Annotated in this window: 22 protein-coding genes and 1 pseudogene; 12 read left to right on the plus strand and 11 right to left on the minus strand. The window is 69.0% G+C overall.

All coding sequences use genetic code 11. From position 1 onward, the window contains the following. Positions 1-76 precede the first annotated feature (76 nt). The 6 genes from ACZ6ZP_RS03390 to ACZ6ZP_RS03415 all read right to left on the minus strand — a co-directional run bounded on the left by ACZ6ZP_RS03390 (position 77) and on the right by ACZ6ZP_RS03415 (position 4742). Positions 77-820 (minus strand): TerD family protein, encoded by a 744-nt coding sequence (locus tag ACZ6ZP_RS03390; protein WP_351160016.1) that lies wholly within the window; start codon positions 818-820, stop codon positions 77-79. Positions 821-967: 147 nt separating this feature from the next. Then, entirely contained in the window at positions 968-2116 is a 1149-nt protein-coding gene (locus tag ACZ6ZP_RS03395) for a DUF475 domain-containing protein (protein ID WP_361462640.1), read from the minus strand. Between the two features lie 63 nt (positions 2117-2179). Continuing rightward, positions 2180-2755 carry a TerD family protein gene (locus ACZ6ZP_RS03400; protein WP_351160684.1) on the minus strand — a complete coding sequence of 192 codons (576 nt, stop codon included), beginning with the start codon at positions 2753-2755 and terminating at the stop codon, positions 2180-2182. 156 nt (positions 2756-2911) lie between these two features. Next, complete coding sequence (locus ACZ6ZP_RS03405; protein ID WP_249593057.1) at positions 2912-3487, minus strand: TerD family protein; 576 nt, start codon at positions 3485-3487, stop codon at positions 2912-2914. Between the two features lie 140 nt (positions 3488-3627). Continuing rightward, on the minus strand, positions 3628-4095 hold the full coding sequence (locus ACZ6ZP_RS03410; RefSeq protein ID WP_351160022.1) for a peroxiredoxin: 468 nt from the start codon (positions 4093-4095) through the stop codon (positions 3628-3630). Positions 4096-4304: 209 nt separating this feature from the next. Beyond that, the gene (locus tag ACZ6ZP_RS03415; protein WP_249590132.1) at positions 4305-4742 is read right to left on the minus strand and encodes a DUF3052 domain-containing protein; all 438 of its coding nucleotides are present in this window, start codon (positions 4740-4742) and stop codon (positions 4305-4307) included. Between the two features lie 413 nt (positions 4743-5155). Here ACZ6ZP_RS03415 and aceE point away from each other — a divergent pair, with 413 nt between their 5' ends. Continuing rightward, positions 5156-7888: a pyruvate dehydrogenase (acetyl-transferring), homodimeric type gene (aceE, locus tag ACZ6ZP_RS03420; RefSeq protein WP_366462082.1), complete on the plus strand. Its 2733-nt coding sequence runs from the start codon at positions 5156-5158 to the stop codon at positions 7886-7888. A gap of 133 nt (positions 7889-8021) precedes the next feature. Next, complete coding sequence (locus ACZ6ZP_RS03425) at positions 8022-8822, plus strand: potassium channel family protein (RefSeq protein ID WP_351160029.1); 801 nt, start codon at positions 8022-8024, stop codon at positions 8820-8822. Here ACZ6ZP_RS03425 and ACZ6ZP_RS03430 read toward each other — a convergent pair. Both ACZ6ZP_RS03430 and ACZ6ZP_RS03435 read right to left on the minus strand, forming a co-directional pair. Then, a complete protein-coding gene (locus tag ACZ6ZP_RS03430; RefSeq protein ID WP_383818936.1) occupies positions 8803-9219 on the minus strand; it encodes a peptidase inhibitor family I36 protein in 417 nt (138 codons plus the stop codon). The genes ACZ6ZP_RS03425 and ACZ6ZP_RS03430 overlap by 20 nt on opposite strands. 225 nt (positions 9220-9444) lie before the next feature. Next, a pseudogene (locus ACZ6ZP_RS03435) lies at positions 9445-11074 on the minus strand (MFS transporter); the annotation flags it as partial. A 203-nt stretch (positions 11075-11277) separates the two neighbouring features. On the opposite strand from ACZ6ZP_RS03435, the gene ACZ6ZP_RS03440 reads away from it, so the two are divergent. The 7 genes from ACZ6ZP_RS03440 (at position 11278) to ACZ6ZP_RS03470 (ending at position 19178) form a co-directional block, all read left to right on the plus strand. Then, positions 11278-11895: a TetR family transcriptional regulator gene (locus tag ACZ6ZP_RS03440; RefSeq protein ID WP_351160688.1), complete on the plus strand. Its 618-nt coding sequence runs from the start codon at positions 11278-11280 to the stop codon at positions 11893-11895. Between the two features lie 243 nt (positions 11896-12138). Continuing rightward, entirely contained in the window at positions 12139-13350 is a 1212-nt protein-coding gene (locus ACZ6ZP_RS03445; protein WP_469405376.1) for an alpha/beta hydrolase, read from the plus strand. 66 nt (positions 13351-13416) lie between these two features. Beyond that, the gene (locus ACZ6ZP_RS03450; RefSeq protein ID WP_361462942.1) at positions 13417-14298 is read left to right on the plus strand and encodes a DUF4429 domain-containing protein; all 882 of its coding nucleotides are present in this window, start codon (positions 13417-13419) and stop codon (positions 14296-14298) included. A 251-nt stretch (positions 14299-14549) separates the two neighbouring features. Then, positions 14550-15914 (plus strand): sensor histidine kinase, encoded by a 1365-nt coding sequence (locus ACZ6ZP_RS03455; protein WP_469405377.1) that lies wholly within the window; start codon positions 14550-14552, stop codon positions 15912-15914. Continuing rightward, positions 15911-16582, plus strand: coding sequence for a response regulator (locus ACZ6ZP_RS03460; RefSeq protein ID WP_399975036.1), 672 nt, complete (start codon positions 15911-15913; stop codon positions 16580-16582). Before ACZ6ZP_RS03455 ends, ACZ6ZP_RS03460 begins: the two co-directional genes overlap by 4 nt. Positions 16583-16734: 152 nt before the next feature. Next, entirely contained in the window at positions 16735-17952 is a 1218-nt protein-coding gene (locus ACZ6ZP_RS03465) for an alpha/beta hydrolase (protein ID WP_469405380.1), read from the plus strand. Beyond that, entirely contained in the window at positions 17949-19178 is a 1230-nt protein-coding gene (locus tag ACZ6ZP_RS03470; protein WP_469405382.1) for an acyltransferase family protein, read from the plus strand. The genes ACZ6ZP_RS03465 and ACZ6ZP_RS03470 overlap by 4 nt, the downstream gene beginning before the upstream one ends. A 189-nt stretch (positions 19179-19367) precedes the next feature. Here ACZ6ZP_RS03470 and ACZ6ZP_RS03475 read toward each other — a convergent pair whose 3' ends face one another. Together ACZ6ZP_RS03475 and ACZ6ZP_RS03480 are read right to left on the minus strand one after the other, a co-directional pair. Continuing rightward, entirely contained in the window at positions 19368-20309 is a 942-nt protein-coding gene (locus ACZ6ZP_RS03475; RefSeq protein WP_351160694.1) for an aldo/keto reductase, read from the minus strand. Between the two features lie 197 nt (positions 20310-20506). Continuing rightward, on the minus strand, positions 20507-21073 hold the full coding sequence (locus ACZ6ZP_RS03480; RefSeq protein ID WP_469405383.1) for a MerR family transcriptional regulator: 567 nt from the start codon (positions 21071-21073) through the stop codon (positions 20507-20509). A 123-nt stretch (positions 21074-21196) separates the two neighbouring features. On the opposite strand from ACZ6ZP_RS03480, the gene ACZ6ZP_RS03485 reads away from it, so the two are divergent. Both ACZ6ZP_RS03485 and ACZ6ZP_RS03490 read left to right on the plus strand, forming a co-directional pair. After that, the gene (locus ACZ6ZP_RS03485; RefSeq protein ID WP_469405385.1) at positions 21197-21757 is read left to right on the plus strand and encodes a GNAT family N-acetyltransferase; all 561 of its coding nucleotides are present in this window, start codon (positions 21197-21199) and stop codon (positions 21755-21757) included. Between the two features lie 19 nt (positions 21758-21776). Continuing rightward, positions 21777-22592 carry a serine hydrolase domain-containing protein gene (locus ACZ6ZP_RS03490; RefSeq protein ID WP_351160056.1) on the plus strand — a complete coding sequence of 272 codons (816 nt, stop codon included), beginning with the start codon at positions 21777-21779 and terminating at the stop codon, positions 22590-22592. Between the two features lie 204 nt (positions 22593-22796). On the opposite strand, the gene ACZ6ZP_RS03495 is transcribed toward ACZ6ZP_RS03490, so the two are convergent. Then, entirely contained in the window at positions 22797-23459 is a 663-nt protein-coding gene (locus tag ACZ6ZP_RS03495) for a pirin family protein (protein ID WP_361462619.1), read from the minus strand. A 185-nt stretch (positions 23460-23644) separates the two neighbouring features. On the opposite strand from ACZ6ZP_RS03495, the gene fasR reads away from it, so the two are divergent. Further along, the gene (gene fasR / locus ACZ6ZP_RS03500; RefSeq protein WP_351160696.1) at positions 23645-24784 is read left to right on the plus strand and encodes a fatty acid biosynthesis transcriptional regulator FasR; all 1140 of its coding nucleotides are present in this window, start codon (positions 23645-23647) and stop codon (positions 24782-24784) included. Positions 24785-24799 lie beyond the last annotated feature (15 nt).

Below are 24799 nucleotides of genomic sequence, written 5' to 3' on the forward strand. Positions count from 1 at the left end.
AGCTCCGAGGCCTCTGGGGACCCCTCAGGGGCCGAGCGCGCGCTGAGCCCGGGGCGATGGGGCCGCGCGGTGCCGTTCAGGCGCCGCCCACCTTCGACTTGTAGCCACGGCCCCACTGGAGCCCCCAGCCGTACAGCCGGTCGAGCTCGGCCTGGAAGCCGTACACGAACTTCACCTCGCGGCGGACTATCAGCTCGTCCTTGACGTTCTCCAGCGTGAAGATGGCGCAGGAGCGGGCCTGCGGCTGGCGCTCGTCCAGATCGATCTCGATTCGCGGGCCGTTGCTGGGATAGAGCGTCACCTTGGCGTGCGTGCGGTCGAAGGCCGGCGTCTGGTCGTAGATGTACGCGAAGAACAGCAGCCGCTTGATCGACTCGCGGTGGTCGAGGTTCACGTAGATCGTCTCGCCGGACGGCGAACCGAACCGGTCGTCGCCGCTGAGCTTCACGTACGGCGCGACGTTCAGGCTCCCGAAAAAGCTGCCGAGCGGCTGTACGACGCCCTTGGCGCCGTCCGTCGTCTCGTACAGGCAGCCGAGGTCGAGGTCGACGTTGACCACGCCCTGGGTGTGCGCCTGCACCACGTCGGGCTGGAACATCCGCAGGGGGTGCCGCAGCAGGCTGCCGCCCTGGCGCTTGCCGAGGATGTCGGACGTACGCATCTGCCAGGAGAGGTTGACCCGGAGGTTGCCGGTGGCCGCGCCCTGTTTGTTGAGCGAGACCGTCGGGTGCCGCTTGGTGAGTTCGATGGAGTTGGTCGCGGCGCTGCCCGACTCGTAGTCCATCGTGCGCCCACGCCAAAGACCGTCCCAGAAGGACATCGCCGCCCCCAATAAATACCGGAGCCCCATGGGCCCGTTACGAATGCCACGGGGCGGCCAGGAGGACTCGTCCTCGATGGCCGCCCCGTTCAGAAGCGTTCCTCACTCGGCCCCGGGTCACACACCGGGGACGGGTCGGACCCTGCGTCAGACGCCGGAAGGAACCTCGGTCTTCTCGTCCGAGCCCGAGCCCTTGCCCTCCTCGGCCGCGATGCGCTTGTTGCGCATGACGGAGGAGATGAAGGACCAGGCGATCAGAATGACACCGACGAGGCCGGTGATGACCTCGTGGATCTCGTACTGGATCGTGATGAGCAGGATCGCGGCGAGGGCGCCGATCGCGTAGTGCGCGCCGTGCTCCAGGTAGACGTAGTCGTCGAGGGTGCCCTGGCGGACCAGGTAGACGGTGAGCGACCGGACGTACATCGCGCCGATGCCGAGGCCGAGCGCCATCAGGACGATGTCGTTCGTGATGGCGAAGGCGCCGATGACGCCGTCGAAGGAGAACGACGCGTCCAGGACCTCGAGGTAGAGGAACATGAAGAACGCGGCCTTGCCGGCCATGACGACGGCAGGAACCTTCTTGCCGCTCCTCTTGGCCTCTTCCTCCTGCTCGTGCTCGCGCTCCTCCTCTTCCTCGAGTTTGTTCTCGAAGAAGCCGGAGAGGCCGCCCACGACCATGTAGGTGATGAGTCCGGCGACACCGGAGAGCAGCACCGTCTCCGCCTTGTCGACGTGTGTGCCGCCGTGCTGGTGGGCCTGGGTGGCGACGGTCATCGCGGAGATCATGAGCACGATGAGGGCGACGCAGGCCGACAGCATGTCGATCTTGCCGAGCTTGGCGAGGGGGCGCTCGAGCCAGCCGAGCCATTTGATGTCACGGTCCTCGAAAATGAAGTCGAGGAAGATCATCAACAGGAACATGCCACCGAACGCGGCGATCGACGGGTGAGCGTCGGTCACCAGCTGCTGGTACTTGTCCTTGTCGTTGAGCGCGAGACGCACAGCCTCGATCGGGCCGATCTTGGCGCTGATGGCCACGATCGCGACGGGGAACACGAGCCGCATGCCGAAGACGGCGATCAGCACACCGATGGTGAGGAAGATCTTCTGCCAGAAGGCACTCATCTTCTTCAGGATTCCGGCGTTGACCACCGCGTTGTCGAAGGACAGCGAGATCTCGAGGATGGACAAGATCGCTACGATCCCGAAACCTGTCCACCCCCCGTAGAACACCGCCGCGACCAGGCCGAGCGCGGTAACCGCGAACGACCAGCCGAAGGTTTTCAGAAGCACTGGCTACCCAATCGTGTGTGTACGGGCTCCCATTAGCGGTCTCCCCCGCGCCGGTCCCCGGCTTTACGAAACATTGACCCCGAAGTCTAGAGCGATGCCCCGCAGACCTGACGCGTACCCCTGCCCAACGGCACGGAACTTCCACTCGCCGCCGTAACGGTAGACCTCACCGAAGATCATCGCGGTCTCCGTGGAGGCGTCCTCGGAGAGGTCGTAGCGCGCGAGCTCCTGGTGGTCGGCTTGGTTGACCACGCGAATGAAAGCGTTGCTGACCTGGCCGAACGTCTGGCCGCGGTTGTCCGCGTCATGGATCGAGACAGGGAAGACGATCTTGTCGCAGTTGGCGGGAACCTTGGAGAGGTCGATCAGGAGCGACTCGTCGTCCCCGTCACCCTCACCCGTGAGGTTGTCGCCGGTGTGTTCGACAGAGCCGTCCGGACTCTTGAGGTTGTTGTAGAACACGAACCACTCGTCGCCGATGACCCGGCCCGAGTTGCACATCAGCGCGCTGGCGTCGAGGTCGAAGGGTGCTCCGGTGGTGGAGCGCGCGTCCCAGCCGAGGCCGATCAGGACCTGTGTGAGGTTCGGTGCGGCCTTGGAGAGGGAGACATTGCCTCCCTTGGCGAGCGTGACGCCCATGATGTGGTCCTCCCCGTGGTTCGAGAGCAAGAATTCCCTGGGCTCCCACCGGCTCCGACGATCGGGGCCGGGCCTGGGAGCAAGAGTTTTGAGCGCGTCCGGCGCCGCACTCGTGGTGTGCGGCGCCGGACGACAAGGCGGAGGGCGTTACTCGGCTCAGACGTTGACGCCGAAGTCCTGCGCGATGCCGCGCAGGCCCGAGGCGTAACCCTGGCCGACGGCGCGGAACTTCCACTCCGCTCCGTTGCGGTACAGCTCGCCGAAGACCATCGCCGTCTCCGTCGATGCGTCCTCGGAGAGGTCGTACCGCGCGATCTCCGCGCCGCCCGCCTGGTTCACGACGCGGATGAACGCGTTGCGGACCTGGCCGAACGACTGCTGGCGGGTCTCGGCGTCGTAGATCGAGACCGGGAAGACGATCTTGTCCACGTCGGCCGGAACCGTCGCCAGGTTGACCTTGATCGCCTCGTCGTCGCCCTCGCCCTCACCGGTGGTGTTGTCACCGGTGTGCTCGACGGATCCGTCCGGGCTCTTCAGGTTGTTGAAGAACACGAAGTTGCCGTCGCTGCTGACCTTGCCCTCGGCGTTGGTCAGGATGGCGCTGGCGTCGAGGTCGAAGTCCGTACCGGTGGTGGTACGGACATCCCAGCCCAGGCCGACCAGAACCGCGGTCAGGCCGGGGGCCTCCTTGCTCAGCGATACGTTGCCGCCCTTGCTGAGGCTGACTCCCACAGGTCCTCCCAAATTGATGTCCAGGGGCGGGGAGCCCCAGTCATGCTTTGCCATCGGATCAACGAGTGGATCCTAGTGACCGGTTCCCGGCCGCCACAGGCTCTGCACCTGAAGAATCACAGGGTGTCACCCCTGAGGAATCACAGGGTGTCGAGCGCCTTGACGTACTCGTCGAGGTCGCGGGCGTCCGGCAGGCCGTTGACGACAGTCCAGCGCACCACGCCCTCCTTGTCGATGATGAACGTGCCGCGCACCGCACAGCCCTTCTCCTCATCGAAGACCCCGTACGCGCGCGACGCCTCGCCGTGCGGCCAGAAATCGGAGAGCAGCGGGTACTCGAGGCCCTCCTGCTCGGCGAAGACGCGCAGGGTGTGGATGGAGTCGTTCGAGACCGCGAGCAGCTGCGTGTCGTCGTTGACGAACTTCGGCAGTTCGTCGCGCAGCGCGCAGAGCTCGCCCGTGCACACACCGGTGAACGCGAACGGGTAGAAGAGCAGCACCACGTTCTTCTCGCCGCGGAAGTCCGAAAGCTTCACGGTCCTGCCGTGGTTGTCCTTCAGCTCGAAGTCCGGGGCCTTGGTGCCGGTCGCGATTCCAGCGAGCGCCATGAGTTCGCATCCCTTCGATGGGGCTGTTCGGGTGATGACCACCCTACGCAACGGGCGTTTCGTCCGATCACCCCGCAGGGCGGGCACTTCCCCCGCGGTCGCGGCCCTCGTCCCGCGCCCCGCGCACACGCATGAGCCCCCACCGGCATACGTCGGTGGGGGCTCACAGCGATTGGCTCAGTCGACTTCCTGCTGCCTGAGCGGCAGCTTCACCGCTTCTTGGCTGCCGCCTTCGGCGTGACCAGACGGCTGCCCGTCCAGTCCTTGCCCGCGCTGATGCTCTTGGTCTGAGCGAGGCCTGCGGTCTGGGCTGCTTCGTTGATGTCGCTCGCCTCGACGTAGCCGTCACGGCCCGTCTTCGGCGTCATCAGCCAGAGGTCGCCGCCCTCTTCGATCAGCTGGGTGGCGTCTACCAGCGCATCCGTCAGGTCGCCGTCGTCCTCGCGGAACCACAGCACTACAGCGTCAGCAGTGTCGTCGTAGTCCTCATCGACGAGCTCGCTGCCGATCACCCCTTCAATGGCCTCGCGGAGCTCCTGATCGACATCGTCGTCGTAGCCGATCTCCTGGACCACCTGCTCGGGCTGGAAACCCAGCCTCGCGGCAGGGTTGGTCCGCTCCTCCGCGTGGTCCGCGGTCGCGCTCACGGCTTGCCTCCTGATCATGTTTTCGGGAATGCCTTCACCCACGCGCGTGCGCGGGACATTGGCGGTAGTCCACACGGGCGGACCGGATCGCGCAAGTACCCGGCCGTCAAGACCGCTGAAACGGTGACGTTCCCGGCCGTGTCGCCGCAACAGAAGGCCCACCTGCCAGATCCTTCTCCGCCCGCACTTCGCTCGCACGAAGCCGATCGGAACTGAGGTCCGAACGGCCTTACGAACCGGCTAGGCAGGATGGGCGTATCGTTGCGATTTGGTCGAGCCTACCCCAGGGCCGCCGGGCGGAGGCCTCGGTTACCTCTCAGTAGAGATGACGATTCCGCCCACGCGGTACACGATGGGGAACGTCTCACAGCCAGGCAGAACCCAGGCGAAAGCCCCAACAGCGAAGGAACAGCGTGGCTTCCGGATCCGATCGCAACCCGATCATCATTGGCGGCCTGCCGAGTCAGGTCCCGGACTTCGATCCCGAAGAGACCCAGGAGTGGCTCGACTCCCTCGATGCCGCGGTCGACGAACGCGGCCGCGAGCGGGCCCGCTACCTGATGCTCCGACTCATCGAACGCGCGCGCGAAAAGCGCGTCGCCGTGCCCGAGATGCGCAGCACGGACTACGTCAACACGATCGCCACCAAGGACGAGCCCTTCTTCCCCGGCAACGAGGAGATCGAGCGCAAGGTCCTGAACGCCACCCGCTGGAACGCCGCGGTGATGGTCTCGCGCGCCCAGCGCCCCGGCATCGGGGTCGGCGGTCACATCGCCACCTTCGCCTCATCGGCCTCGCTCTACGACGTGGGCTTCAACCACTTCTTCCGCGGCAAGGACGAGGGCGACGGCGGCGACCAGATCTTCTTCCAGGGGCACGCGTCCCCCGGCATCTACGCCCGCGCGTTCCTCCTCGACCGGCTCTCCGAACAGCAGCTCGACGCGTTCCGCCAGGAGAAGTCGAAGGCCCCGAACGGCCTCTCGTCCTACCCGCACCCGCGTCTGATGCCGGACTTCTGGGAGTTCCCGACCGTCTCCATGGGCCTCGGCCCGCTCGGCGCGATCTTCCAGGCGCGGATGAACCGCTACATGGAGGCGCGCGGCATCGCCGACACCTCCAAGTCCCACGTCTGGGCCTACCTCGGCGACGGCGAGATGGACGAGCCCGAGTCGCTCGGCCAGCTCTCCATCGCCGCCCGCGAGGGCCTGGACAACCTGACCTTCGTCGTCAACTGCAACCTCCAGCGCCTCGACGGCCCGGTGCGCGGCAACGGCAAGATCATCCAGGAACTCGAGTCGCAGTTCCGCGGCGCCGGCTGGAACGTCATCAAGCTCGTCTGGGACCGGAGTTGGGACCCGCTGCTCGCCCAGGACCGCGACGGCGTCCTGGTCAACCGGCTCAACACCACGCCCGACGGCCAGTTCCAGACGTACGCCACCGAGACCGGCTCGTACATCCGCGAGCACTTCTTCGGCGACGACCACCGCCTGCGCTCCATGGTCGAGAACATGACCGACGAGCAGATCCTGCACCTGGGCCGCGGCGGCCACGACCACAAGAAGGTCTACGCGGCGTACGCGGCGGCCAAGGCCCACAAGGGCCAGCCGACCGTGATCCTGGCGCAGACGGTCAAGGGCTGGACGCTCGGCCCGAACTTCGAGGGCCGCAACGCCACGCACCAGATGAAGAAGCTGACGGCCGACGACCTCAAGGGCTTCCGCGACCGCCTGCACATCCCGATCACGGACAAGGAGCTGGAGGGCGGCGCCCCGCCGTACTACCACCCGGGCCGTGACTCGGAAGAGATCCAGTACATGCACGACCGCCGCCAGGGCCTCGGCGGTTACGTCCCCACCCGCGTCGTCCGCGCGAAGCCCCTCCAGCTTCCCGAGGACAAGACGTACGCGACCGCGAAGAAGGGTTCGGGCCAGCAGTCGATCGCCACCACCATGGCGTTCGTCCGCATCCTGAAGGACCTCATGCGGGACAAGGAGATCGGCAAGCGCTTCGTGCTGATCGCCCCCGACGAGTACCGCACCTTCGGCATGGACGCCTTCTTCCCGAGCGCGAAGATCTACAACCCGCTCGGCCAGCAGTACGAGGCGGTCGACCGCGAGCTGCTCCTCGCCTACAAGGAGTCCCCGACCGGCCAGATGCTGCACGACGGCATCTCGGAGGCCGGCTGCACGGCCTCACTGATCGCCGCTGGCTCGGCCTACGCCACCCACGGCGAACCGCTGATCCCCGTGTACGTCTTCTACTCGATGTTCGGTTTCCAGCGCACCGGCGACCAGTTCTGGCAGATGGCCGACCAGCTGGCCCGCGGCTTCGTCCTCGGCGCCACCGCGGGCCGCACGACGCTGACCGGCGAGGGCCTCCAGCACGCGGACGGCCACTCGCAGCTGCTCGCCTCGACCAACCCCGGCTGCGTCGCCTACGACCCCGCCTTCGGTTACGAGATCGCGCACATCGTCAAGGACGGCCTGCGCCGGATGTACGGCCCCGACAGTGAGGACATCTTCTACTACCTCACCGTCTACAACGAGCCGATCCAGCACCCGGCCGAGCCCGCCGATGTGGACGTCGACGGCATCCTCAAGGGCATCTACCGCTTCAAGGCGGGCGAGCAGGGCGCCATCCCGGCGCAGATCCTCGCCTCCGGTGTCGCGGTCCCGTGGGCGGTCGAGGCCCAGCAGATCCTCGCCGCGGAGTGGAACGTCAAGGCGGACGTCTGGTCGGCGACCTCCTGGAACGAACTGCGCCGCGAGGCGGTCGACGTGGAGCGCCACAACCTCCTGCACCCCGAGGAGGAGCAGCGCACCCCGTACGTGACGCAGAAGCTGTCCGGCGCGGAGGGCCCGTTCGTGGCCGTCTCCGACTGGATGCGGAGCGTCCCCGACCAGATCTCCCGCTGGGTCCCCGGGACGTACCAGTCCCTGGGCGCCGACGGCTTCGGCTTCGCGGACACCCGCGGTGCGGCCCGCCGCTTCTTCCACATCGACGCGCAGTCGATCGTGGTCGGCGTGCTGACCGAGCTGGCCCGCGAGGGCAAGCTCGACCGCTCCGTACTGAAGCAGGCCATCGACCGCTACCAGCTGCTCGACGTGACGGCGGCCGACCCGGGCGCTGCCGGCGGCGACGCCTAGGCCGTGGCCGTGGCCGTGCGGTGCTCGCACCTTTAGCACCGTTGGCCCGTGTAGCACCTGTAGCACGTAGGTCGTTCGGAGGGCGGTGGGGCGGTGGCTCCCGCCGCCCTCCGGCGTTTCCTACGATGCGCGCATGGAAGCGCCCATAAAGCACCAACCGGCACAGCTCCGCTGGGAGCGACGTACCCAACGTCCGCTCCTCGTGCTCGCGGTGGCCTTCGCCGTCGCCTACGCCGTGCCCATCGTGGTGCCCGACGCGAGCAAGAGCGTCGCGACCACCTGCACGGTGGTGGAGTGGATCGTCTGGGGTTCGTTCGCCGTCGACTACCTCGTACGCCTCTACCTCACCGACCACCGCAAGCAGTTCGTCCGCTCGCACTGGCTCGACCTCTGCGCCGTCCTCCTCCCGATGCTGCAGCCGCTGCGGTTGCTGCGGCTCGTCTCGACTCTGCTGCTGGTCGGCCGCCGGGCCCGGATGGCTTCCCAGATTCAGCTGACGACCTATGTCGCCGGGGCCGTCGTGGGCCTTCTCATGTTCGGTTCACTGGCTGTCCTCTCGGTGGAGCGGGAGTCGCCGAACGGCAACATCAAGACCCTTGGCGACGCGGTGTGGTGGTCCTTCACCACGATGACCACCGTCGGCTACGGCGATCACGCGCCGACGACCGGGCTCGGCCGCATACTCGCGGTCGGCCTGATGCTGTCGGGCATCGCGCTTCTTGGTGTGGTCACCGCCAATATCGCGGCCTGGTTCATCTCGCGCTTCGACCGGGACGACGTCGAGGAGCGGCGCCAGACGGCGGCGATCGAGGCGCTGACGACGGAGGTGCGAGCGCTGCGGGCTCAGGTGACGGCGCTGTCGGCCGGGGTGCCGCGGCCGGCGTCGGCCGAGGATGGCCCTCCCGTGCCTCCGGTCAGTTCTCCCAGACCTTGAACGCCCTTACCCGATAGGGCGATTCGGGGACCCAGGTGCCACCCCCTGGATAGGTGTCGAACTCGCCGGTCTCCGCGCACTCCGCGGACTGATACGTGGTGACCGGTCGGCCCGTGCGGTTGGCGAGGGCTTGAGCGCTGCCCCCCTCCGGCAGCGCTACACAGCTCTCGATGTCGATCTCGGACAGCTCATACGCCTGTCGGGCGCCTTTGAACTTCGCCTTTCCCCATAGGCAGAGCTCCCCAGGCCCGCAACCGGCGAGGGTGGGCGGCGCGGCGGCCCCGCTGTGCTTCGCGGGCGTCGCGAGGTCGGCCTGTGTGGGCGGTGTCGTGGCACCAGCCTGTGCGGGGGCCAGGATCACCGTGGCGAGCGCGGCCGCGGCGAAGGTCGTGGGCATGGTCGTACGCATCTGCTTCAACTCCCGTGTCGTGTCGATCACTTGTCAGAACTGTGACCGACTCGCTAGCCCCGTCGGAAGGGGTACGGATGTGCGTCACCCAGATAGGCGAAAGCCCCCCAGTTGGACCCTGAGGGGCTTTCCCTGATGCGTGCGCGGATGCGTGCGCGCCAGGCAGATGCTCGCTCGACGTACGCGTTCAATACGTCCTGAAATGTCTCCCGTACGCCCGGAGCGCCTCCGGCTAGATGTGTCCGACTCCGGCGCCCGATTCGGCGTTGGCGCCCCGCTTGGTCAACGTGGCGACCAGCGCCGCGACGACCGCGACGACACCGGCGACGGTGAAGGCCAGGCCCATGCCGGACACGAACGTGTCGTGCGCGACCGAGGTGATCGCCTCGGCGACCGGCTCCGGCGCCTTCGGCGGGACCGGGGCCCCGCCCATCTCGATGACGGCGGACGCCTGGTCGGCCTGTTCCGGCGTCATGGGCGGAAGCTTGGCGTCCGCCCAGTTCGCGGGAAGCTCGTTGTCGACCCGGGCCGCCATCACCGCGCCGAGCACCGCCGTGCCGAGAGCGCCGCCGACCTGCATGCCGGCCTGCTGGAGACCGCCCGCCACACCGGACAGCTCCAGCGGGGCGTTGCCGACGATGACCTCGGTGGCTCCCACCATCACGGGCGCGAGACCAAGGCCCAGCAGGCCGAGCCAGAGCGACATCGGCAGCGTCGCGGTGTCCGTCGTCATCGTGGACATGCCGAACATCGCGATGGCGGTGGCCACCATGCCGCCGACGAGCGGGACACGCGGGCCGAACTTGGTGATGAGCGCACCGGCGATCGGCGAGGCCACGATCATCATGGCCGTCAGCGGCAGGAGGTGCAGCCCGCTGTCGACCGGGCTCATCCCATGCACGTTCTGGAGGTAGAACGTGACGAAGAAGAGCCCGCCCATGAAGGCGAAGGCCATCAGCACCATCAGGACCGTGCCCGCGGACAGCGGGACGGACCTGAACATGCCCAGCGGGATGAGCGGCTCCTTGACCTTCGTCTCCCAGAAGGCGAAGAGCACGAAGAGAACCACCGCGCCCGCGAGGAAGAGCAGCGTCCTGGAACCGCCCCAGCCCCATTCCGAGCCCTTGATGAGGGCCAGGATCAGCGCGAACATGCCGCCCGACAGCAGGACGATGCCGGGGATGTCGAAGGACTTCGGCGCGTTCTCCGCGCGGTGGTCCTTGAGGATCACGAGGCCGAGGACGAGAGCGATGACGCCGACGGGCACGTTGATGAAGAACACCGACTGCCAGCTGACGTGCTCGACGAGCAGACCGCCGACGATGGGGCCACCGGCGGTCGACGCGCCGATGACCATGCCCCAGATACCGATCGCCATGTTCAGCTTCTCGGCGGGGAAGGTGGCGCGCAGCAGGCCCAGCGCGGCCGGCATCAGGAGGGCTCCGAAGAGGCCCTGGAGCACGCGGAAGGCGACCACCAGGCCGACGCTGCCGGAGAACCCGATGGCACCGGAGGCCACGGCGAAGCCCGCCACGCCTATCAGGAAGGTCTGCCGGTGGCCGAACCGGTCACCGAGCTTGCCCGCGGTGATCAGCGCGACGGCGAGCGCGAGAAGGTAGCCGTTGGTGATCCACTGGACACCGGCCATCGTGGTGCCGAGGTCCTTCGCGATGGCCGGGTTGGCGATCGCCACGATGGTGCCGTCCAGGGCGACCATCATCACGCCGATCGCGACGGAGAAGAGCGTCAGCCAAGGGTGGCCACGGAGCCTCTTGGCCGGGGCCGGAGCGGACGACGGCTCCGGCGCCTTGTCCGCCTTGTCGACGGTGATCTGACTAGTCATGCGTTCGAGGCTAGTGTCAGTCGCTGACAGTTGACAAACCATTTCACAAGTCGGTAACTGTCACGTAGCTCACAGGTATGGTGAGCTGGTCAAACCGGTGAAAAGAGGGCCATGACGTGAGGACCGAGCAGCGAGCGGCGGACCCCGCGAAACCGCGGGCAGAGGTCTCCGAAGACACCTCCGACGAGCCCGTCCGGCCCGGACTGCGCGAGCGCAAGAAGCAGCGCACTCGTGACGCCCTCCTGCGCGCGGCGCTCGAGCTCTTCACGACCAAGGGGTTCGAGGAGACGACGGTCGACGAGATCGCCGAAGCCGTCGACGTCTCCCAGCGCACGTTCTTCCGGTACTTCACCAACAAGCAGGAGACCGCCTTCGCCGTGCAGGAGATGGTGGAGCAGCGGTTCGTCGAGGCGCTGCGCGAACGCCCCGCCGACGAAGCGCCGTTCGTGGCCCTGCGCGGGGCCGTCATCGGCGCCTGGGACGCGCTGGGCCGGTCCATCGAGGAAGTCGTCCCGGTCGAACTCCACATGCGGACCTACCAGATGATCGAGTCCACCCCCTCCTTGCTCGCCGCACACCTGCGCCGCTCCATCGAGATGGAGGAGGAGATCGCACGCGTGATCGCTGAGCGTGAGGGACTCGACCTGGAGACGGACCCGCGACCGCGCGTGGTGGTGGCCGCCTTCAGCGGAGTGATGCGCGTGACCGGGCGACTGTGGGGCGCCGGCGAGGACTCGAGCGTGGAGTCGATTCGCGCGATCACCGAGACATATCTCGACCATTTGGGGCCCGCGTTGGCAGAGAACTGGCGCAAACAGTGACAACGCGCGCACTCCACGTCACATACGAGCTGGATCTGCACATCGAACAAATCAACACGTTGAGTGACGGATTGATGCACCGTCAGTAGTGGTGCGCCCGGGTGCGCTGCGCACATGCGCCACCTACGGAGCGTGACGAAAGTGCTCAAAGTGCGCCCGCTATGCCTCAATTACCCCACAGGAAACGTGATCTGCCTCACCCGGTGCACGGTAGGCATCACGATTCTCCTAGGGTGTTCCGTAGTGACTTCCTTCGACTCCTCCCCTCAACTCAGCGCCTGGCGCGCACTGCTTGCGCTCGCCGTCGTGTTCGTCATGCTCGCGACCACGGGCTGGACTGCGGTACGCCACCACAAGGACGCCGCATCGCCGCTCGCCGCATCGCTCTCCGCCTGGGATCGCGGGCACATCAACGGGCGTGACCTGCCCGACGCCAGTGCCCCGGCCGGAAAGCTCGCGCACTTCTTCGCCTCGCTCAACGCCCACCAGCGCACCCGACTCGCCACCCGCTATCCCCTTGCGGTCGGCAACATGAACGGTGCCCCCGTAGAGCTGCGATACAGCGCGAACCGCATCGCCCTGGACCAGGCACGCAAGACCGAGCGACAGCGCATGCACGACAACCGGCTCTCCCCTCTCGGGCAACAGGAGGCGGAGCGCCGGATGAAGCGCTTCGGCGTGATGATGCGCCCGGGTCGGCAGGTCCTGGCCTTCGATCCCATGGGGTCGGGTCGTATAGCCGAGGTCTTCGGAAACCTCGACCGGGCCTCCCGGGTTTCGGTCGTGGTGCCCGGTGTGGACACGAACCTGCTGACCTTCGAGCGGACGAACCGCAAGTACTCGGCGCCCGTCGGCATGGCCAAGGCCCTGTACGGCGCGGAGCACTCGGCGAGCCCACGCGCGCGTACCGCCGTGATCGCCTGGGCCGACTACACCGCGCCCATCGGCCTGGGAGTCGACGCGGCCACGTCGATGCGCGCGGATGACGGCGCGATCCGGCTCAACTCATTGGTGCGCGGACTGCCGGGACATTCACCTGTCGCGCTGTACTGCCACAGCTACGGCTCCGTGGTGTGTGGGGTCGCGGCACGACAGCTCCCCTCCCGCGTCTCCGACATCGCGGTCGCGGGCAGCCCCGGCATGCGCGCCGACACGGCGGCGCAGCTGGGCACAGGTGCCCGGATCTGGGCCACCAGGGACGGCGACGACTGGATCCAGGATGTGCCAAACATGGAGGTCGGCGGGCTCGGCCACGGTGCCGACCCCGTCTCGCGGGACTTCGGTGCACGAGTGCTCTCCGCACGCGGCGCGATCGGCCACACCGGCTATTTCGAGCCGGGCACGGAGAGCCTCAGGAACTTCGCCGACATCGGCATCGGTTCGTACCGCTCGGTGGCGTGTGCGAGCGGGGATGACACCTGCCGGAAGGAATTTTCCGGTACGGCAGTGGCCTGACGCGCGTAGAAATCGACGAAACAGCGGCACGCCGCAGGAGGGACGGAGGCGCGCGTGCCGCCTACGATGAGCCGCATGGGTGACGTACTGGCCGGATTTCATGCCGCCTGGGAGTTCGAGTCCGACTCCGTGCTCATCCGCTTCGAACGGGGGATCCGTACGCCGAAGCTCCTTCAGGCGCTCGGCGAACGCCGCATCCCCCACGAGGCGATCGCGGCGGTGACACTTACTCCTGGCAAGCGAGGGACGGTCGTCCTGCACGCCGTGCCGAGACCGGGCGCGGATCCGCTGATGGAGGCGGCCGCGGGCCAGCTCAAGGACGGCTGCGACCCGTATCGGCTCGTGCTGCCCGCCGAGCGGGAGACGCTCGCCGAGTACTACGCGGACGAGCTGCGGGCTCAGCTCACCCAGGACGACTGCGGGCCTCCGGACCGCTACCTGGTCGCCGCGCCTGAGACGCCGCTGCAGTTCAAGGCGTACGACGGCAAGGCGTCCTTCGACGGCAAGTCGGTGGCCTTCCGGTGGTTCTGGACGGGCGCTTCGTCCGCGAAGTGGAAAGCCGGCGACCAGAGTTTCCTGGTCACGGATCTGAGCGGTGTCGAGTGGCGCTCTCCTGAGGTCTTCGAGGGCCATCTGCGGCTGCTGCGCCGTGAGACCCCGATCGCCCAGCCCGCGCAGGCGGACCAGGATCCCGCGGCCGTCGTCTTCGGTCTCGGGTACGGCCCGGTGCACGAGTCGCTGCCGTTCGCGGCGTCGGTGCTCGCCGCGGTCCGGGCATCGGGCCCGGCCCTGACGCCCGGCACGGTCCCGGAGAGCACCCCGGTGATCCGCCGCGACCCGGCGGACATCGCGGAACGCATCCGGCACCTCGGTGAGCTGCACCAGGCGGGTCTGCTCACCGACGAGGAATTCACCACGAAGAAGACTGAGCTGCTGGCCGAGCTGTGACCGGGCGGGCGGGAGAGCCGCCGCCCGCGGGGCACGGCGGCCTGCCGGGCCGCCTGCGAAGTCACGGTCATGGGGCGTGGCTCCTGGGGCGCGGTTCCTGGGGCGTGGCTCCTGGCCGCCGCCTATGGCCGTGGCTCACGGGGCATACCTGGGTATCGCGGGGAAGCACGGTTCGTACCCGGGTATGAGGTCAAGGTCAGCTCCGCGGTACGACGGCGCGCGGCGTGCTTCATGCCTACGCTGATCAGGCCATGAGCAGCGCATCGACACCACCGGACCAGGATCCCCGCCCACCGGCCGCCGAGCCGGACAGGCGTGGGGTCACCCTTCGGCGTGCGACCGCGGGCGTCCGCGAAGGGCTGGGCAGGGCTGGGGCCTTCCTCTCGACGCCGGCAGGGCGGGCCGAGCCTCTTCTCGCCCGGGCGCCCAAGCGCTGGATGCGGCAGGTGCCCTTGATCGCCGCGCTGGGCTTCGTCGCGGCACTCATCCCGGTCACCACCCAGGTACTGACGAACGACTACGGCGTGAACGGCGGGCTGGCCGGCGCCTTGGGCGTCGCCCAGGCCGCGCCGCTTCTGCTGGCGGTCAGCCGTCCGTTGGCCGCCTGGTGCATCATGATCGTCGCCGACGTCCTCGGGGCGATCGTGACGCTGTCCATGGGCGACGACCGGCCCGCCCCCTGGACGGCCATGATCATCGTGGGTTACGTGGTCGTGTGCCTCCTGCTGTCCCTGCGCGAGAGCCGCCGCACCCTGCTGGGCATCTGGCTGGTCACCGTCGTCGTGAGCCTCGTCCTCGGTGCGTTCCGCGACGCGGGCAGCCAGGACACCAGCGTGCTGCTGATCGTGCTGAGCGGTGGCGCGCTGCTGCTCGGCGCGCTGCTGCGCGAGCGTGGCGACGCACAGCGCAGACTCGTCGAGCAGGAGACCATCAGCGAGACCGAGCGCGCCCAGCGCACCCTCCTCGAGGAACGGGCCCGCATCGCACGAGAGTTGCACGACGTCGTCGCCCACCACATGTCGGTGATCACGGTGCAGGCCGACTCCGCTCCCTACCGCCTCGACGGCCTTCCGGACGCGGCACGCGAGGAGTTCGGGAGCATCGCGGCCAGTGCCCGTGAATCCCTCAACGAGATGCGACGGCTGCTCGCGGTGCTGCGCAGCGAGGACACGCCGGGCGAGCGGTCACCGCAGCCCGGCCTCAGCAGACTGCCGCATCTCGTGGAAGCGACGGTGCGCGCCGGCATACCGATCGATCTGTCACGTCCTGAACTCTCGGTGCTCACACAGCTGGCCGACATCACGCCGGCCGTCGACCTGTCCGCGTACCGCATCGTCCAGGAAGCCCTGTCGAACGTGATGCGGCACGCGCCGGGAGCGCGCACCACCATCACCGTGACCCTGGACGAGGACCACCTGCTGATCCTCGTGGTCAACGGCCCGCCCACCGAAACACCCGACTCGTTGGAGCACAGCGGCACAGGTCACGGACTCGTCGGCATGCGCGAACGCGTACGGTTGGTCGGCGGCACGGTCGACGCCGGGCCGTTGCCCGACGGCGGCTTCCGTGTAGCAGCCCAACTACCCCTCCTGAAAAAGGAATCCGGCAGCGCATGACCATCCGCGTGATCATCGTCGATGACCAGAACATGGTGCGGGCCGGCTTCGCCGCACTCCTCGCGGCCCAGAGCGACATCGACGTCGTGGGCGAGGCACCGAACGGCAGGGTCGGTGTCGACGTCAGCCGCAACACCCATCCCGATGTCGTCCTGATGGACGTCCGGATGCCGGAGATGGACGGCCTCGTGGCGGCCCGCGCCCTGTTGGAGCCGCCACCCGGCGTGGTGCACGTGCCGAAGGTTCTGATGCTCACCACCTTCGACGTGGACGACTATGTGTACGAGGCGCTGCGCGCCGGGGCCTCGGGTTTCCTCCTCAAGGACGCCCCGCCCGCAGACCTGATCTCGGCGGTGCGTGTGGTGGCGGCCGGCGACGCTCTGCTCGCCCCGTCGGTGACGCGTCGCCTGATCACGGACTTCGTCAAGCAGCGGCCACGCAATGACCAGGCGCTGCGACTGAACGGTCTGACGCCGCGTGAGACCGAGGTACTGGTGCTGATCGCACGCGGCCTGTCCAATCAGGAGATCGCCGAGCAGCTGGTCCTCGCCGAGCAGACGGTGAAGACCCACATCGGCAAGGTTCTCTCCAAGTTGGACCTGCGGGACCGCGCACAGGCCGTGATCTTCGCCTATGAGTCCGGACTGATCACGCCCGGAGAGCAGTAGAGCCCTCGGCCCCCATACCGCGGTATGAGCTCCACATACCCCGGTATCACCTGCTAGTTGGCTCTCCAGTGTGAGGTGCCGCCGGGCACCGTCTCCCTACTTTTCCCCTCGTCACGCCAGAGCGTGCCACGAGATGGGGAGGGAGACGGGCCATGCGCCTTCGCTCTTGGGAAGCCCGCAGGAGCTGGAAGACCCGCAGCAAGCGGACGTTGATCGCCGCGGCGCTCACGACCACGATCGTGGCGGGTACGACCGGCTGGGCCGTCGGCAACGAACAACAGCCGCTCACGGGCCCGCCACCGGGCACACAGGCCTGGCGCGCGGACCATACGGTGGGGGTGCGGTTGCCGGATCCGGCAACCTCGACCCCCGCCCGGGTCGCCGCGTTCTTCGGCTCGTTGAGCGAGGCGCAGCAGCATCGGCTGGTCACGCGGCACCCCTCGGTCGTCGGCAATCTGGACGGCGCCCCGGCCGCCCTGCGGTTCGAGGCCAACTCCCGCTTCCTCAGAGCAGAGCGCGCCCGCGAGCAGGCCCGCGCGACCGACCCGGACCTCACCCTCCAGGACCACGAGCGGGCCCGCTCCCTCGTCGCGCGTTACGAAGAGCTCCTCGGTCCCGGTCGGCACATACTCGCCTTCGACCCGCGCGACCGAGGTCAAGTGGCCGAGGTCTACGGTGACTTGGCGCGAGCGAAGCACGTGTCCGTCGTCGTGCCTGGCTCCGACATCGATCTGAGCACCTTCGACCGCTCGAAGGACGAGTACGGCACACCGGCCGGGATGGCACGCTCCCTGCACGCCACGGCGGGCAAGGGCACCGCGGTGATCGCCTGGGTGGGGTACACCACCCCGGTCGGCCTCGGCCCCGACGCGGCCACGGGACGGCTCGCGGAGGCGGGCGCGCCCCGGCTCGCGCGGTTCGTGCGGGGCCTGACGGCATCCGGCGCCCCGCGCCCCGCGGTGTTCTGCCACAGCTACGGCTCGGTGGTGTGCGGCCTTGCGGCACCACGGCTGACGGCGTCCGATCTGGTGGTGCTCGGCTCCCCCGGTATGCGTGCGGACAGCGTGGCCGATCTGCACACCTCCGCCCGCGTCTGGGCGGCCAAGGACGACAGCGACTGGATCGGTGACGTGCCGAACGTCGAGCTGTTCGGCCTCGGCCATGGCGAGGACCCGGCCGACCCGGGATTCGGCGCCCGACGCGTTCCCGCGGAGCGAGCCGAGGGCCACACCGGCTACTTCGCCCCGGGCACCGATTCCCTCCAGGCCTTCGCCGCCATCGCGAAGACCACTGCCCCCAGCACATCGGACGACGGCAACGACGGAAGCTCACCTGCCGCCGACGCCCACCCCATCGGAGAGCGGCCATGAGCCTCACCCCACTGACCACCCTGCGCAGGACCGCGTCGGCGATCAACGCCAAGACGCCCGCACATCGGGACCGGGCCATAGACGGGCTGCGTGCGCTCGCCCTGCTCGCCGTGCCGACCGGGCACTGGCTGCTCGGCGGATTCACGCTCGACGCGGGCGGCGCACTGCACAACGCCAGTCCCCTCGCTTCGTTCGGCTTCTTCGCGCCGCTCAGCTGGGTGCTGCAGATGCTCGGCATCTTCTTCCTGGTCGGCGGCTATGCCTCCGTCCTGTCCTACCGCCGGGCGGCGGCACGCGGGGAGTCGACGGGGCGCTGGCTTCGCGGCCGGGTGACACGTCTCGGCCGTCCGGTCCTCGGAGTGACGGCCGTCTGGGCCGTGTTGCTCCCGGTGCTGTACGCGATGGGGGTGCCGGACACGACGCTGCGCACGGGATCCACGCTGGTGATACAGCCCCTGTGGTTCGTCGGGATCTACGCGGTGATCACGGCACTCACTCCGTGGTGCATCAGGGCGGCCGAGCGGCTCGGCGCCTGGGCCGCGGCGCCGCTGCTCGGCGCGGTCGCCGTCGTCGACTTCCTTCGCTACGGCCCGTTCGGCGACGCGATGCCGTCCTGGCTGAGCCTGCTGAATCTGCTGCCCGGCTGGATGTTCGCCTATCAATTGGGCGTCAGCTGGGGCGAGAAGAGGCTGGGCGGGCGCGGTGCGTGGCTGCTGCTCGTCGGAGGGACGGCCCTCTTCGCCGCACTGTTGCTCGTCTTCCACTACCCGACATCGATGGTCGGCGTCCCGGGTGAGGCCCGGACCAATTCACATCCGCCGTCGCTGCTGGTCCTGGCGCTGGCGGCCGCGCAGAGCGGTGCGGCGATCCTGTTGCGCGAGCGCATCGGCAAGTTGCTGCGCAGGCCCGCTCTGTGGGCGCCGGTCGTCGTGATCAACCTGTCGGCGATGACGATCCTGTGCTGGCACCAGACGGCGATGCTCGCAGCGGCCGTGCCCGGATCGTTCCTCGGCGGCACGGTGCCAGGATTGACGGCCGGCCCGGACACCTGGGGCTGGATAGCCGCCCGGGTCGCCTGGCTCCCGGTCTTCGGGGCGCTCCTGCTGCTGATAGGCCGCTACGCCCGCGGCTTCGAGGCACCGTGGAAGCGGGCCACGCATGCGCGCCGGGCGCTGGCCGGGCTCCTGGCGGCCGGGTTCGCGGTCTTCGCACTGGGGCTGGCGTGAAGGACCGCGCGGGGAGGGGGCCGTTGCGGCACGGCCCCCATCCCCTCCGCGGTCGCCACCCTGTGGAGTCGGCTGCCTGTTACTCGCGACCAGCACTCGCGGCCAGCACGCTCCCGCACTCTGGAGCCAGGGGAGCCAGGGGAGCCAGGGGAGCCAGGGAGCCGAGGGCCGGGGGGGGCGGGCTGTCCGCTACTCGCGGCCCGCCGAGGTGAAGGACATGTCGGCGTAGCGGTCGCCCGCGACTTGGGCGGCGACGGGGTTCAGCAGGGCGAGTTCGGAGGAGGTGAGTTCCAGGCGGGTGGCCGCGGTGTTCTCCTCGACGCGGGTGCGCCTGCGGGTGCCGGGGATGGGGACGACGGCCAGACCGTGAATCCGGGCCTGCTGTTGGACCCAGGCGAGGGCGACCTGGCCGAGGCTCGCGCCGTGGGCTTCGGCGACGGTGCGGACGGGTTCGAGGAGGGCCGCGTTGGCGGCGGCGTTGTCGCCGGTGAAGCGGGGCTGCTGGCGGCGGAAGTCCCCCTCGCTGAGGTCCTTGTCGGCGCTGGCGAAGGAGCCGGTGAGGAAGCCGCGGCCGAGCGGGGAGTAGGGGACGAGGGCGACGCCGAGTTCGGCTGCGGCGGGGACCACGCCCTGCTCGATGTCACGGCTGAAGAGCGACCACTCCGACTGGAGGGCGGCGATGGGATGGACGGCGTGGGCGGCGCGGAGTTCGGGGCCGGTGACCTCGCTGAGGCCCAGGTGCTTGACCTTGCCCGCGGTGACCAGTTCGGCCATCACGCCGACCGTCTCCTCGATCGGCACCTCCGGGTCGCGGCGGTGCATGTAATAGAGGTCGATGACGTCCACGTCGAGGCGCTGGAGGCTGGCGTCGATGCAGGCGCGGATGTAGGCGGGGTCGTTGTTGATGATCCGCTTGGTCGAGTCGTTCGGGTCGATGGACAGGGCGAACTTGGTGGCGAGGACGACCTCGTCGCGGTGGGCCTTGAGGAAGGGGGAGAGGAACTTCTCGTTCTCACCGGCGGCGTAGGCGTCGGCGGTGTCGTAGAAGGTGACGCCCAGTTCGAGGGCTCGCTCCAGGGTCGCCCGGGCCTCCTCGGCGTCAGTGGGGCCGTAGGCGAAGCTCATGCCCATGCAGCCAAGCCCCTGGACGCCGACTTCCGGGCCGGCCGTCCCGAGCCGCACCTTCGCGATCGGGGCGGGAGTCCGTCCGGTCCCGGCGGTGCCGGTCGTCGTAGCCGTCTCGGAAATCGCAGCCGTCACGGAAGTCTCGGGCAGCTTGGACGTCTCGGGCGTCTCAGGCGTCTTGGGCGTCTCTGCGGTCATCGTTTTCAGTGCCTCTCCGACGCCGGGCGGGCGTCAGCGTAAAAGTTGATCTTGTAGTCAAGCACGGCGAGCGTGTCCTGGAGCTCCGTTATGCGGGTGCGGACGTCGCGGCGGGTCTGCTCCAGGAGTTCGTGGCGCTCGGCGAAGGTGTGGTCGCCCTCGCGCACCAGCTCGGCGTAGCGGACCATGTCCGCCACCGGCATGCCGGTCAGGCGGAGCTTGCCGACGAAGGTGAGCCAGTCCAGATCGCGGTTGCGGTAGCGGCGCTGGCCCGTGTGGGAGCGGTCGATGTGTGGCATCAGGCCGATGCGCTCGTACCAGCGCAGGGTGTGCGCGGTCAGGCCGATGAAGGCGACGACCTCGCTGATCGTGTAGTGGTCCTGTCCGCTCGGGCGGGGGTGCGCGGTGGGTGCCGAGGCGCAGGCGTCCGCCTTGGTGTCGGCGCTGTCGGCACTGTCGGCGCTGCCGGGGCCGGCGGCGCCCTCGCCCGCGCCGGCGGTGCCGGGGGTCGCTTCGGTCAGGCCCTGCGCGGGGCCCTGTGTGCGGGTGGTCTCGGTCTCCATCACCGTCATGACCGCCACGCTAGAACCTTGGAGTGCGCTCTAAGCAAGCAGAACCGGGAGGAAACATGTGACGGATACAAACCCTCGGTAAATCGGGGGACGCCGGTTCGTGTGGTGACTACGGTGCAGATCATGAGTGTTGTGCGTCGCGCCACGCCAGACGATGCCGAAGAACTGATCAGGTTGCGGCAGGTGATGATCGACTCGGTGTTCGCCACCGGCTCGACGGCAGCCGCCGGTTCAACGGTCGTCTCCGGCTCGACGGTCGTCTCCGGCTCGACGACCACCAGCGGTTCGACGGTCGTCGCCGAGTCCGACACCGGCTGGCATGCCGAGTCCCTTCCTGTCGTGCGGGAGAAACTGGCCGATCCGGAGGGTGATTTCGCCGCCTTCGTCGTCGACCGGCCCGGGGACCCCGGGAAGCTCGCGGCGCTGGTGGCGGGGACGCTGGAGTACCGCATCGGGCGGGCGGGCAATCCGCGGGGCGTGGTGGGGTGTGTGTTCAGCGTCGCCACCGATCCCGGTCAGCGACGGCGCGGGTATGCGCGGGCCTGCATGGAGGTGCTCCTCGACTGGTTCCGGGAGCGGGGTGCGGGGAGCGTCGATCTCAACGCATCCGCGGAGGCGGAGCCGTTGTACGCCTCGCTCGGCTTCGTGCGCAAGCCCGACCCCTCGATGCGGCTGAGCCTCTAGGGCGCTTACGCTCGTACGTATGCAGAGCCTGGCGTTGATCGAGAACTGGCCGGTCCCCACCGCTGCCGCCGCCGTCGTCCGCGCGGACGGCACGGTCGTCGGGGCGCACGGGCCCACCGGGCACCGTTTCGCACTCGCTTCGGTCACCAAGCCGCTGGCGGCGTACGCGGTGCTCGTGGCGTACGAAGAGGGGGCCATCGAGCTCGACGAGCCCGCCGGGCCCGAGGGATCGACCGTGCGGCACCTGCTGGCGCACACCAGTGGGCTCGCGTTCGACGAGCACCGGGTGACGGCGCCCGCCGGGACGCGGCGGCTGTACTCGAACGCGGGGTTCGAGGTGCTCGGGGATCATGTCGCCAAGGCGACGGACATTCCGTTCGGGGAGTATCTGCGCCAGGCGGTGCTGGAGCCGTTGGGGATGGATGCCACCTCGCTCGACGGAGGTGCCTCGCCCGCCAAGGACGGGGTGTCGACGGTCGATGACCTGGTGAAGTTCGCCGCCGAGGTGCAGGGGCCGCGGTTGCTCGATCCGCGGACGGTGGCCGAGGCGATGTCCGTGGTGCATCCGGGGCTCAAGGGTGTGCTTCCCGGGTACGGGCATCAGAGCCCCAACGACTGGGGGCTCGGGTTCGAGATTCGGGACTCCAAGTCGCCGCACTGGACGGGGAGTTCGTCCTCGCCTCGGACGTTCGGGCACTTCGGGCAGGCCGGGACGTTCCTCTGGGTCGATCCCGACGCGGGGGCGGCCTGTGTCGCCCTGGCGGATCGTGCGTTCGGGCCGTGGGCCGTCGAGGCATGGCCTCCGTTCACCGACGCGGTGCTCGCCGAGCTCTGAGCGCCGTACCGCCAAGCTCTGAGCGCCGTACCGCCAAGCTCCGAGCGCCGTACCGCCGAGCTCCGAGCGCCGTACGGCCAAGCTCTGAGGGCCGTACGCAGGGCCGCGCGCGAGGCCTCGCGGGGTGGTGCTGCCGCCAGGATGGTGCTGCCGCCGGGCCCACCCGTGCCGCCCCAGCGGCACGCCTGCCCACGACAGCAGCACTCACCCAGCCATCTCCCACACCAGCAGCTCCACCGCGCCCCCGCCCCCGGCCACCGCCTCCAAGCCCTCCGCGCCCGTGATCCGTGCCGCGTCTCCCGTGGCCAACCGCTCGTCGCCCAGCTGGACTTCGCCGCGCACCACGTGGACGTACGCGAAGGGGGCGTCCGGGATCGCGGTGCGTTCGCCCGCGCCGAGGCGCCGGACGTGGAGGAGTGCGCCCGCCGCGGGGACCGCGTACGGCGTCGAGTCCGCGATGCCGTGGACGAGCTCGTAGGCCGGGTCGCCGCCAGGCGTCAGAGGGGACAGCCACATCTGGACGAAGACCAAGGGGTCATCGCCGTCGTTGCGTTCCACATGGCGGACTCCGCCGGCCGCGCTCAGGTGCTGGACGTCCCCGGGGCGCACGACCGACTCGTGCCCGGTCGAGTCGCGGTGGGTCAGTTCGCCCTCCGCCACCCAGGTCACGATCTCGGTGTGGCTGTGCGGGTGTTCGTCGAAGCCGGCGCCGGGTGCGAGACGCTCTTCGTTGCAGGCCAGGACCGCGCCGAAGCGGAGGTTGTCCGGGTCGTAGTGCGGCCCGAAGGAGAAGGCGTGGAAGGTCTCGATACCGGCACCGGGCTCCCCGCCGCGGTACCGATCGCCGGAGCGCCGTACATCAATCACACACCCCACGGTAGACCCGGCACCGCACGTCCCCGTCCCGATAAGGCAGTCTTGTCCCCGTGCCCGAACCCTCTGCGAACGAAGCCCGCCCGGACGCCCATCAGGCAGCCCACGAGGAAGCCGCGCGCCACGAGGAGGCCGCCCGTCAGGACGCGCACCGGAAGGCTCACGCGCACTCAGCCACGCTGAAGCGCCTCGAGCAGTCGGCCGGCAGCCTCGCGGCGCAGGCCATCGCGCGCATGGACGAGACGCTCTCCTGGTACCGGGCGATGCCCCCGGAGAACCGCTCCTGGATCGGCCTGGTGGCGCAGGCCGGTATCGCCGCCTTCACCGAGTGGTTCCGGCGGCCCGACGCCCCCCAGGCCATCTCCACCGACGTCTTCGGCACCGCTCCGCGCGAGCTGACCAGGGCGATCACCCTGCGCCAGACCGTCGAGATGGTGCGTACGACGATCGAGGTGATGGAGTCCGCGATCGACGAGGTCGCGGCCCCCGGAGACGAATCCATCCTGCGCGAGGCGCTCCTCGTCTACGCCCGGGAGATCGCCTTCGCCACCGCGCAGGTCTACGCACAGGCCGCCGAGGCACGCGGTGCCTGGGACGCCCGCCTCGAGTCGCTCGTCGTGAACGCCGTGCTCTCCGGAGAGGCCGACGAGGGAGCGGTGAGCAGGGCCGCCGCGCTCGGCTGGAACTCCCCCGAGCACGTCTGCGTGGTCCTCGGCACCGCGCCCGACGGCGACAGCGAGCTCACCGTCGAAGCCATCCGCCGCGCCGCCCGGCACGCCAAGCTCCAGGTCCTGACCGGTGTGCTCGGCGACCGTCTTGTCGTCATCGCGGGCGGCAGCGACAATCCTCTGCAGGTCGCGAAGGGTCTGATCGGCCCGTACGCGGCCGGTCCCGTCGTCGCCGGGCCCATCGTCCCCGACCTGCTGGCCGCCACCCGGTCCGCGCAGGCCGCGGCCGCCGGGCTCAAGGCCTGTGCCGCCTGGCAGGACGCCCCGCGCCCCGTCCTGGCGGACGATCTCCTGCCGGAGCGCGCGATCGCGAGCGATCCCGCCGCGCGCGATCAGTTGGTGGAGGAGATCTACAGACCACTGGAGGAAGCGGGCTCCGCGCTCCTGGAGACGCTCAGCGTCTATCTGGAGCAGGCCAGCAGCCTCGAAGGGGCCGCCCGGATGCTCTTCGTGCACCCCAACACCGTGCGCTACCGGCTGCGACGTGTGACTGACGTCACCGGTTGGTCACCCTCCGACGTACGCTCGGCCTTCACGCTGCGGATCGCGCTGATCCTGGGGCGTCTGGCCGACGGAGATCTCCAACCGTAGGATTTTGTAGGGCCT

Source organism: Streptomyces sp. NPDC054047 (assembly GCF_055585065.1).

Excerpts from the sequence above, each read along its gene's own strand:
- ACZ6ZP_RS03480 (WP_469405383.1), bottom strand. The coding sequence starts at position 21,073 with ATGACGGTGATGGAGACCGAGACCACCCGCACACAGGGCCCCGCGCAG.
- ACZ6ZP_RS03410 (WP_351160022.1), bottom strand. The coding sequence starts at position 4,095 with ATGGCGCTCGCTGGAATCGCGACCGGCACCAAGGCCCCGGACTTCGAG.
- ACZ6ZP_RS03475 (WP_351160694.1), bottom strand. The coding sequence starts at position 20,309 with ATGGGCATGAGCTTCGCCTACGGCCCCACTGACGCCGAGGAGGCCCGG.
- ACZ6ZP_RS03460 (WP_399975036.1), top strand. The coding sequence starts at position 15,911 with ATGACCATCCGCGTGATCATCGTCGATGACCAGAACATGGTGCGGGCC.
- ACZ6ZP_RS03390 (WP_351160016.1), bottom strand. The coding sequence starts at position 820 with ATGTCCTTCTGGGACGGTCTTTGGCGTGGGCGCACGATGGACTACGAG.
- ACZ6ZP_RS03490 (WP_351160056.1), top strand. The coding sequence starts at position 21,777 with ATGCAGAGCCTGGCGTTGATCGAGAACTGGCCGGTCCCCACCGCTGCC.
- ACZ6ZP_RS03455 (WP_469405377.1), top strand. The coding sequence starts at position 14,550 with ATGAGCAGCGCATCGACACCACCGGACCAGGATCCCCGCCCACCGGCC.
- ACZ6ZP_RS03425 (WP_351160029.1), top strand. The coding sequence starts at position 8,022 with ATGGAAGCGCCCATAAAGCACCAACCGGCACAGCTCCGCTGGGAGCGA.
- ACZ6ZP_RS03465 (WP_469405380.1), top strand. The coding sequence starts at position 16,735 with ATGCGCCTTCGCTCTTGGGAAGCCCGCAGGAGCTGGAAGACCCGCAGC.
- ACZ6ZP_RS03470 (WP_469405382.1), top strand. The coding sequence starts at position 17,949 with ATGAGCCTCACCCCACTGACCACCCTGCGCAGGACCGCGTCGGCGATC.
- ACZ6ZP_RS03430 (WP_383818936.1), bottom strand. The coding sequence starts at position 9,219 with ATGCCCACGACCTTCGCCGCGGCCGCGCTCGCCACGGTGATCCTGGCC.
- ACZ6ZP_RS03450 (WP_361462942.1), top strand. The coding sequence starts at position 13,417 with ATGAGCCGCATGGGTGACGTACTGGCCGGATTTCATGCCGCCTGGGAG.
- ACZ6ZP_RS03485 (WP_469405385.1), top strand. The coding sequence starts at position 21,197 with ATGAGTGTTGTGCGTCGCGCCACGCCAGACGATGCCGAAGAACTGATC.
- ACZ6ZP_RS03400 (WP_351160684.1), bottom strand. The coding sequence starts at position 2,755 with ATGGGCGTCACGCTCGCCAAGGGAGGCAATGTCTCCCTCTCCAAGGCC.